Annotated in this window: 4 protein-coding genes and 3 pseudogenes; 3 read left to right on the top strand and 4 right to left on the bottom strand. The window is 58.9% G+C overall.

Features of this window, described 5'->3' with window-relative positions; genetic code table 11:
- Positions 1–1639: amino acid adenylation domain-containing protein (locus E0F99_RS28370; protein ID WP_130909074.1), on the top strand; the 1639-nt coding region annotated here is incomplete at its 5' end.
- 72 nt (positions 1640–1711) lie between these two features.
- Here E0F99_RS28370 and E0F99_RS28365 read toward each other — a convergent pair.
- Positions 1712–1882: pseudogene (locus tag E0F99_RS28365) on the bottom strand (IS5/IS1182 family transposase); the annotation flags it as partial.
- A gap of 412 nt (positions 1883–2294) precedes the next feature.
- Here E0F99_RS28365 and E0F99_RS28360 point away from each other — a divergent pair.
- Together E0F99_RS28360 and E0F99_RS28355 are read left to right on the top strand one after the other, a co-directional pair.
- Positions 2295–2930: a lytic polysaccharide monooxygenase auxiliary activity family 9 protein gene (locus tag E0F99_RS28360; RefSeq protein ID WP_083357535.1), complete on the top strand. Its 636-nt coding sequence runs from the start codon at positions 2295–2297 to the stop codon at positions 2928–2930.
- Positions 2931–2970: 40 nt separating this feature from the next.
- A pseudogene (locus tag E0F99_RS28355) lies at positions 2971–3969 on the top strand (chitinase); the annotation flags it as partial.
- A 267-nt stretch (positions 3970–4236) separates the two neighbouring features.
- Here the strand turns inward: E0F99_RS28355 and dsbG are convergent.
- From dsbG to E0F99_RS28340, 3 genes and pseudogenes are all read right to left on the bottom strand, one after another.
- Positions 4237–4998, bottom strand: a complete 762-nt coding sequence (gene dsbG, locus E0F99_RS28350; RefSeq protein WP_083357537.1) for a thiol:disulfide interchange protein DsbG — start codon at positions 4996–4998, stop codon at positions 4237–4239.
- Positions 4974–5819: a TlpA disulfide reductase family protein gene (locus tag E0F99_RS28345; RefSeq protein ID WP_083357538.1), complete on the bottom strand. Its 846-nt coding sequence runs from the start codon at positions 5817–5819 to the stop codon at positions 4974–4976. Before E0F99_RS28345 ends, dsbG begins: the two co-directional genes overlap by 25 nt.
- Positions 5819–6107: pseudogene (locus tag E0F99_RS28340) on the bottom strand (protein-disulfide reductase DsbD); the annotation flags it as partial. The gene E0F99_RS28345 and the pseudogene E0F99_RS28340, both read right to left, overlap by 1 nt.

Raw genomic sequence — 6107 nt, 5'->3', positions numbered from 1 at the left:
GCTGCTGGGGATGATCATGGGCAGCTTCAAGGCCGGCGCCGGTTACCGGCCGCGGGACCCGGGCCTGCCAAGCCAGCGCCTGAGCCGCATTATTGACCTGAGCCGCACGCCGTTGCTGGTGTGCACTGAAGCGTGCCGCGAGCAGGCGATTGAATTGCTCGAAGGCACCGACTGCCAGTTGTTGGTGTGGGAGGAAGTGCCGGGCCGTGGGGAAAACCCAGGGGTCTACAGCGGTCCGCACAACCTTGCCTATGTGATCTACACCTCGGGCTCCACCGGCCTGCCCAAAGGCGTGATGGTCGAACAGCGCGGCATGCTCAATAACCAATTGAGCAAGGTGCCGTACCTGGACCTGAGCGCGGCGGATGTGATCGCCCAGACTGCTTCGCAAAGCTTCGATATTTCCGTGTGGCAATTCCTCGCCGCGCCGCTGTTCGGCGCGCGGGTGGATATCGTGCCGAATACGATTGCCCATGATCCGCAGGGTTTGCTGGCGCATGTGCAGGCCCAGGGCATTACTGTGCTGGAAAGCGTGCCGTCGCTGATCCAGGGCATGCTCGCCCAGGCGCGCATGAGCCTGGACGGCCTGCGCTGGATGCTGCCGACGGGCGAAGCGATGCCGCCGGAACTGGCGCGCCAATGGTTGCTGCGTTATCCAGAGATTGGCTTGGTCAACGCGTACGGCCCGGCGGAATGTTCGGATGACGTGGCGTTCTTCCGTGTCGACCTGGCGTCTACCCGTGGCACTTATCTGCCGATAGGTACGCCGACCGACAACAACCGGTTGTACGTGCTTGATGGCGCGCTGGAGTTAGTGCCGCAAGGTGCTGTAGGTGAGTTGTGCGTGGCAGGTACCGGCGTGGGGCGTGGTTACGTCAGCGACCCGCTGCGTTCGGCGCAAGTGTTTGTGCCCAGCCCGTTCGGCGAGCCGGGCGAGCGCCTTTACCGCACCGGCGACCTGGCACGTCGGCGCAGCGATGGCGTGTTGGAATATGTGGGGCGTATCGATCATCAGGTGAAGATTCGCGGCTACCGCATCGAGCTGGGTGAAATCGAAGCGCGCCTGCATGAGCAGCCGCAAGTGCGTGACGCCGCGGTGGGTGTGCAGGAGGGCGTCAACGGCAAGCACTTGGTGGGTTACTTGGTGGCGACGGATGAAACCCTCAAGCCGAGCGAGCGCCTGGACCGCATCAAACAACGCCTGCGTGCCGAACTGCCGGAGTACATGGTGCCGCTGCATTGGTTATGGCTCGACCGGTTACCGCTCAATGCCAACGGCAAACTTGACCGTAAAGCCCTGCCGGCATTGGAGATCGGCCAGTTGGACAGCCAGGATTACCTGGCGCCGCGCAACGAACTGGAAACCACGCTGGCTGCGATTTGGGCCGAGGTGCTGAAAGTCGAGAGGGTAGGTGTACAGGACAACTTCTTCGAGCTGGGCGGGCACTCGTTGCTGGCCACGCAGATTGCCTCCCGCGTGCAGAAAACCTTGCAGCGCGATGTGCCGTTGCGGGCGATGTTTGAGTGCAGCACGGTGGCGGAGTTGGCCGTGTACATCGACGGTTTGGCGGCGAATGAGATCAGCGCCGAGAAGGTCGATCGGTTGAGTGATTTGATGGCGGAACTGGAGGGGCTTTAAGCAAACGTGGGACAACTGGCGGTGAGCGTGCTGTTAGTCGAAAGGCAAACGACTTTCAGCGTTGCTTAACAAAGAATCCACATCGGCGCCGAGAGGGGCCTTTATTCCAAAGTGGCACGGGTTACCTTTTAGGGTCTGATGCCTCTCAGGATCACGCTGGCCTTCCTCGTTCTTGGTTGAGCTGGGAGCATGAATAATCGTGGCATCGACGAGGGTGCCCTGGCGCGGGGACAGATCTTTTTCCTATAAGTAACCGTTCGATGTCGTAGAAGCCCATCGGGCTCATGCGTGGCTCTGGCCAGGTGGTGAGGGTGCCTTTCAGCACATCTGATTGATTGAGAACGCTCTCTAGAAATTCTTTCTCGCCGCCAGGCCAGTGCCTCATCACGTGCAGAGGGCCATCATTTACGAACGGGATAAGGCGGTTTGCGAGAGACGCTGTGTCTATTTGCGCCTGGAATTGTAGGAAATTGACCTCTGGTGGCGTAGGTGATTGCCATTATACTGTTTTTATATACAGTGTTTTCGGGGCTATCGTCTCATGAGAATAAAATGAGTGAAAAACGGGCCTGTGGAAAAAAAAAGCAACTCCGTTAGTTTGAGGTTCTCTCCTTCAAGAAAGGAGAGTTCTTAATCAATCTCAATGGAGTAACAAATGAATAACCCACAAACCCAGACACCTCTTCGCCATGGTCGTGTCACGTCTCCTTCCAGCCGTGGCGCAGTCGCCGTGGATCTCGGCCTGCTGGCTACCTGGCAGGTCAATGAAATGGAAGGCGGCAAGAACTTTCCGGCACTGATTGCCGGTCCGTTCCCGGCGCCTTATCAAACCGACAGTGACAGCGTCACCCCACCAGCCGACGGCTTCATCCTCAGCGGCGGCAAGACCGATGCCCGTGACTGCATCAACTTCACCAACGAGGAAATGGCCAAGAAACTCAGCCGCGACTTCACCTGGCCGCTGCTCAATGTCGACCCGGGCCAGACCTTCAAGGTCACCTGGGAATACACCGCGCCGCACACCACCCGTGGCTATCGCTGGCTGATCACCAAGGATGGCTGGGATCCGAAACAGCGCATCACCCGCGCACAACTGGAAACCCAGCCGTTCGCCGAAGACTTCTATACCCAGGTGCCGTACTTCAGTCATGGAGGTGAACTGAAGGCCAAGGTCAATCACGAAGTGAAACTGCCGGCCAACAAAAAGGGCAAGCATGTGATCGTGTTGATGTGGATCGTCGCCAACACCGGCAACGCCTTCTATCAAGCCTTCGACGTGGACTTTAAATAAGCCCACGCCGTTAAACCCATACGTTCTGAAGGATTAGAACATGTCAAAGATTGACTTCACCTTACTGAAATCGCCGCTGAACGATGTCGCCTCGCTGATGCCGAGCATTGCCGGCAAAAAGATCCTCATGGGCTTCTGGCACAACTGGCCTGCCGGCGCGAGCGACGGCTACCAGCGTGGCCAATTCGCCAATATGAGCCTGGCGGACGTGCCGAGGGATTACAACGTGGTGGCCGTGGCCTTCATGAAAGGCAACGGTATCCCAACGTTCAAGCCGTACAACCTGTCCGACGCCGAGTTCCGCCGCCAGGTGGGCGTGCTAAACAGCCAGGGCAGGGCGGTGCTGATTTCCCTTGGCGGCGCCGATGCGCACATCGAGTTGCATAAAGGCAACGAACAGCCACTGGCCAACGAGATTATCCGCCTGGTGGAAACTTATGGCTTTGATGGCCTGGACATCGATCTTGAACAGAGCGCGATTGATTTCGCCGACAACAAGACTGTCCTGCCCGCCGCGTTGAAACTGGTCAAGGACCATTACGCCGGTGAAGGCAAACACTTCATTATCAGCATGGCGCCGGAGTTTCCTTACCTGACCACCACCGGCAAATACGTCGGTTACCTCCAGGCGCTGGAAGGCTATTACGACTTCATTGCCCCGCAGTATTACAACCAGGGGGGCGACGGGATCTGGGTGCAGGAGGTCAACAACGGCAACGGTGCCTGGATTGCCCAGAACAACGACGCGATGAAAGAGGATTTCCTGTTTTACCTGACCGAAAGTCTGGTGAGCGGAACGCGAGGGTTTACCAAAATCCCGGCGGACAAGTTCGTCATTGGCCTCCCGGCTAACGTCGACGCAGCCGCCACCGGTTATGTGATCAACCCCGCAGCCGTGACCAATGCATTCAAGCGTTTGTACGACAAAGGGTTGTCGATCAAAGGCCTGATGACATGGTCGGTGAACTGGGACAACGGGATCAGCAAAGACCACGTGCCCTACAACGGGGAATTCAGCCGCCGTTATGGGCCGTTGATCAAAGGCACTCATGTCTCTGGCCTCGGTGAGGATGAGGCGGATCTCGAAGTCGCCAATCGGCGGTAGCGCAAAGAGACATCTGGCAGACGTGCCTGATCTCAAGCCGCTATGTTTATGATCTGATCGTTGGCTTTATGAAATAAAATCCGATGCCTGTTTGGGCATCGGATTTTCTGCGTCAAGCTCAAATCTTCATCCAGCTTTCTATGAATTTGCTTTGCTCGTTTTCTGTTGGGCAAGCCTGAAATATTCTTAGGGAAACGCCGATTACTTCGGCCCCAGAATTTTCACCAGCTTGTCCGGCGACGGTGCGCCTTGCTGTTGCTGCAACCCACCCTTGTCATCCAGGTAGAAAATTGCCGGCGTCGCCGACAATTCCAGCTCTTGCATCAACTTCATATTGGCATCGAGCTTGGCTTCGATATCCGCCGGGATCTTGTCCAGCGCCTGCAATTTGCTGCCTTTGCCGGCGGCTTCGTGTTCTTCCAGGGCTTTTTGCGGGTCTTTGGCGGCGAACAGGGCGGCCGATTTGCCTGGGCTGTCTTCGCGGATGATGCCGACCATGATGTGGCGCAACTGCACCTTGCCGGCTTTTACCCACGGCCGTGCCTGTTCCCAAAACATGTTGCAGTACGGGCAATTGGGGTCACTGAACAGGTAAACGGTGCGTGGCGCGTTTTTATCGCCGTCCTGAATCCAGTTGCTGTGTTCCATCTTGGCCCAGACTTCCTTGGCCATTGGCGCGTACACCAGTTTTTCCAGTGGCGCGCTGCTCAGGTCTTTACCGTTGGCGTCGTACAGGTTGCCGGCGATCACGCTTTTGCCATCGGCGGTCAGGTACAGGGCCATGCCCCGGTTCTGGTACTGCGCAGCGTAGCCGGTGAGCCCGCTGGGGGCATCAAATTTGCCGAGGATCTTGGCGCCCTTGGCTTCGATCTGTTTGATCGGTGCCGGCCAGTCTTCGGCCTGGGCCAGAGTGGCCGCGAGCGTCAGCGGCAGCAGGGTCAGCAGGTGGCGGAGGCTTGGCATGTCGGTTTCCTTGTCGTGACGGTATCGAAGGGTTCCATGGCACGGGCCAGGCTGGCTTGGGACAGCTCACCGAGGTGGCTGTTGATCAGGCGCCCATCGGCTTGGTAAAACAGGGTGGTGGGCAAGGCCATCGAACCGACGGCCTGGCCGAGGCGGCCGCTGGCGTCAAATAGCACATTGTCGAGGGTCAGGCCTTGGGTCGCGAGGTAGGTGCTGACGCTTTGCATGCTTTCGGCCTGGTTGACGAACAGAAAGGTCACGTCGGGGCGTTGTTGCTGTGCGCGTTCCAGCACCGGCATTTCTCGGCGGCACGGTGGGCACCAGGTGGCCCAGAGGTTGATCACCAGCGGGCCGCCTTTGTAATCGGCCAGTTGCACCACATCGCCTTTGGCGTTGCGCAAGGTGATATCCGGCAGTTGCGCGCCCTTGTCGTAAAGGCTCAGGGATAAACTGGTCATGCCCCAGAACAGCAGCCCTGTGACCACCCCGGCGCTCAGCGGTTTGCGCAGGGCAGGGCGGCGCCAGCCGTACAGCAGTGCACCGAGCACCAGGGCAATCACGCCGGGCCAGGCGAGAAAGCCGCCGTCGCGCAGGTCGACGATCTGCAGCGGGTCGTGGCGGTAATCGCTCCAATACATCAATACAAAGCTGATGCGCGCCACCAGCATGCCCAGCAGGAAAAGGCTGAACAGCACCGACTCCGGGTTCTCACCGCCGCGCTTGGCCACGCGCCAGCCCACCAGTGTGGCAAGAATCAGCGCGCTGATCAGCAGGAGGTGATTGAGGGCGATGGCGAAAGTGCCGATGGTCAGGGTCAGCATCAGCGTGCGTCTCGGGTTTGCATCCAGCGTTGCAGGAAGGCGGCGGCATCCACTTCGCCGGTGATGCGTTGGGCGCGACGTTCTTCACCGTCCGGGCCGATCCACACGAAGCTCGGTGGCCCCGGCACCTTGTAGCGGCCAAGCAGCTCGCGGCTGGCGGCGTTGTCGGCGGTGACGTCCAGGCGCAGCAAGCGTACGTCTTTGAGGGCGTCCATCACTTCGGGTTTGCCGAACACCTGTTTTTCCATGATCTTGCCAGACACGCACCAGTCGGCGTAGTAGGCCCCA

This window comes from Pseudomonas antarctica (assembly GCF_900624995.1).
GTDB classification, from domain to species: domain Bacteria; phylum Pseudomonadota; class Gammaproteobacteria; order Pseudomonadales; family Pseudomonadaceae; genus Aquipseudomonas; species Aquipseudomonas antarctica.
The sequence above is the reverse complement of the archived record's forward strand: the minus strand, read 5'-3'. Positions and strand labels throughout refer to the sequence as shown.